We start from the raw sequence: 3050 nt of genomic DNA on the forward strand, positions 1-3050 counted from the left end.
GCTTGCCGCAGGCACCGGCGGTATCAACTTTGGTGAAGTGTTAGTGCTTCGCCATCTCTGAGCGGATCTGCTGGCGTAGCAGATCAATGGGCACTTTTTGCCCGTCGCGTTTAAATTGCCAATATGTCCAGCCGTTACAGCTTGGCGCGCCCTCAAGATGGGCGCCGACCTGATGGATCGATCCTTTGATGTCGTCACCGATCAACGTGCCATCGGCGCGGACCTTTGCTTTGTGACGACCATTCATGCTCCACAGTTCTTCGCCGGGGCGCAGCATGCCGCGTTCAACCAAAACACCAAAAGCGACACGAGGTTCGGCACGCTTTGAGGTCGAAACCTCCAACGCTTCTTTGTCGAATTTGCGGGTGTTCTTGATGCGCTTTTCAGCAACCTTGCGGTACGCTTCCTCACGCTCGATACCGATGAAATCGCGACCAAGCATTTTTGCGACAGCGCCCGTGGTGCCAGTCCCGAAGAATGGGTCAAGGACCACATCGCCGGGGTTAGTGGTGGCAACCAGTACACGGTGCAACAGGGACTGGGGTTTTTGTGTCGGATGCGCTTTGTCACCCTCATCGTTTTTGATCCGCTCGTGACCGGTACAGATGGGCAGAACCCAATCTGACCGCATCTGGACGCCTTCGTTGAGGGCCTTGAGAGCTTCGTAGTTAAAAGTGTATTTGCTGACTTCTTCTTTGGACGCCCAGATCAGAGTCTCGTGCGCATTCGTCAGACGCTTACCGCGGAAATTCGGCATCGGGTTAGACTTGCGCCAAACCACATCGTTCAAGATCCAGAACCCTTGGTTCTGCAACTCTGCGCCCATGCGAAATACATTATGATAGCTGCCAATGACCCAGATCGCGCCGTTTGGTTTCAACAAGCGGCGGGCCGCTTTCAACCATTTATGTGTGAACTGGTCATAGACCTTAAAGCTGTCGAATTGGTCCCAAGCATCGTCGACCGCGTCGACCTTGGAATTATCGGGGCGATGCAGATCGCCCTTAAGCTGTAGGTTGTAGGGTGGGTCTGCGAAGATCAGATCAACAGAGCCCGCAGGCAGGCTATTCATCCGGTCGATACAGTCACCATCAAGGATCGTGTTTAGCGGGAGCGTTTGCACGCTCTTCATTTTTGTTTTGATCGTCATGTTCAGCCTCAATGCCCGGCGGGTAGCCCGCTCTTGGTTGACCCCATATTGAGTCAGACACGATTCGCTGTCAAAATGTTTATTGAATCAATCACTTACGTTTCTATCTTGATACAAGATATTGTGTATAGGTTTGAACGAACGTCTATGGTGGGGGGTGACGCCGAAACGCTCTAGGCCCAATTTATGTTGGGCTGTGGGGTATCCGGCGTTCCGTTCCCAACCGTAGTGCGGAAACTGTTGCGCCAAATCCACCATGTGTCTGTCGCGCCACACTTTAGCTACGATGGAAGCTGCCGAAATCGACAGGCTGCGCGCATCACCTTTGATGATGGTCTCAGAAGAAATTTCCAAACCACGCGGGATCATGTTTCCGTCGATCAAAGCGTAATCAGCAGCCTGGCGTAATCCTGCGATCGCGCGGACCATCGCAATGTGGGACGCGCGCAAGATGTTATGTTCATCAATCTCGGCGACTGTCGCCTCTGCTAGCGAAACATCAGCCGCATCCATGATCTGATCGAACAGCGCATCGCGGCGCTTCGCAGTCAGCCTTTTGCTGTCATTCAATCCATCAGGAATGTTTTGCGGATCAAGGATCACTGCTGCAGCGCAAACCGGACCTGCCAATGGGCCGCGCCCCACTTCGTCCACGCCCGCGATACGGAAAAAGCCCCGCGTGAGGGCTGCTTGTTCAAAACTGAAATCTGGTTGGGTCATGGGTTTAGTGACCAGAAGGGTCGGCGCAATTCAAGACAAAAAGGGGCAGAGAGCCATGTCCGTCTCTCTGCCCCGTTAGGATGTTTGGCCTTTGACGCACTAAACTGCGACTTGTTAACGGGTCAAACATCCAAGGTGGCGCGGCAACTGGGGCAAGCAGCCGCGCTACTTCGCGACGTCTTAGTTACGACGCGTAGCTCGGAAACCTTGTTCGCGCAGGCAAAGGGGATCAAAGCCATTGCGTGGGCCATTGTCGGTAAACACACGCACAGCACAGCGGTTGGGCAGGTGGTTCACACGCGCATAGTTCCGTTCAAGACAGCGCTGGCCGAACAAGCGCTGTGTGCCGAATCGGGTTTCAACACTTTGCAGGCACTCGCGCGGCAGATCGCGGTTGCGGGCTTGGTTGTTTTGGCGCGGACGTTGGCGGTTTAGATCAGCCCAACTATCGGTGTTGCGATTGCTACGATGATCCACGGTCCGGGCAGGCTCTGCCACACGATCGTTCCGTTTGTTGTTTTCAATTGCGACGTTCAGGGCGGCAATCGCTGCAATTCCAATGAGCAACTTACCGACATCTTCGCGATCAAAACCGTTGGCTTGCACGGGTGCTGCGGTGGCAAAGGTAAGTGACAAGGCAGTTATGCCTGCGATCATATGCTTAAACATGGGGCGTATCCTTTTGGTTCAGGTGCCATCGTGGTGGCGATGGGATGAACTTGGAGGCAGACAACCGTGCCAAACAATATCGGGGGATGGTTATGCGATTGCCATCGCGATAACATGAGGCGTTATTGAATATCAGTTGGGTTTTGGATCAGTTGGGCACATGAAACATCTTTCTTTCTCACTCTGCCTGCTGATGCTGGGCACAACTGCCGCTCAAGCCGCGTGCTATGCCGATTACAAGGCCAAGCAAGACGGTCCTTTGCGCCTGCACTATGGCGTTGCAGAGGTACGCGGCGAGTGCTCTGCTGGATCTGCCGCCCGCGAATTGGGCGACCGTTTGGATGATAATGGTTGGCAGCTGTTGAATGTCCTTGGTGTCTTTGATGACGCCGGACTTGATGAAAGAAAGGACAGCGCAGGTGAGTATTTCCTCCGCTTCTGAGGCACGTGAAATTGGCAACCGGATTGTCGTCATGGGGATCGCCGCAATTGTGGTGATCCTTGCGATTGC

4 protein-coding genes are annotated in these 3050 nt (G+C 54.0%); 1 reads left to right on the forward strand and 3 read right to left on the reverse strand.

Features of this window, described 5'->3' with window-relative positions:
• Positions 1 to 40: 40 nt before the first annotated feature.
• The 3 genes from QZ197_RS15530 to QZ197_RS15540 form a co-directional block, all read right to left on the reverse strand.
• Positions 41 to 1150, reverse strand: coding sequence for a site-specific DNA-methyltransferase (locus QZ197_RS15530; RefSeq protein WP_296433097.1), 1110 nt, complete (start codon positions 1148 to 1150; stop codon positions 41 to 43).
• Between the two features lie 87 nt (positions 1151 to 1237).
• Positions 1238 to 1870: a ribonuclease HII gene (locus QZ197_RS15535; protein ID WP_296433099.1), complete on the reverse strand. Its 633-nt coding sequence runs from the start codon at positions 1868 to 1870 to the stop codon at positions 1238 to 1240.
• Between the two features lie 180 nt (positions 1871 to 2050).
• Positions 2051 to 2539 (reverse strand): hypothetical protein, encoded by a 489-nt coding sequence (locus QZ197_RS15540; protein ID WP_296433100.1) that lies wholly within the window; start codon positions 2537 to 2539, stop codon positions 2051 to 2053.
• A 160-nt stretch (positions 2540 to 2699) separates the two neighbouring features.
• Between QZ197_RS15540 and QZ197_RS15545 the strand changes: the two genes are divergently transcribed.
• Positions 2700 to 2981 carry a hypothetical protein gene (locus QZ197_RS15545; RefSeq protein ID WP_296433101.1) on the forward strand — a complete coding sequence of 94 codons (282 nt, stop codon included), beginning with the start codon at positions 2700 to 2702 and terminating at the stop codon, positions 2979 to 2981.
• Positions 2982 to 3050: the final 69 nt, after the last annotated feature.

This window comes from Yoonia sp., from assembly GCF_017854415.1.
Taxonomy (GTDB): domain Bacteria; phylum Pseudomonadota; class Alphaproteobacteria; order Rhodobacterales; family Rhodobacteraceae; genus Yoonia.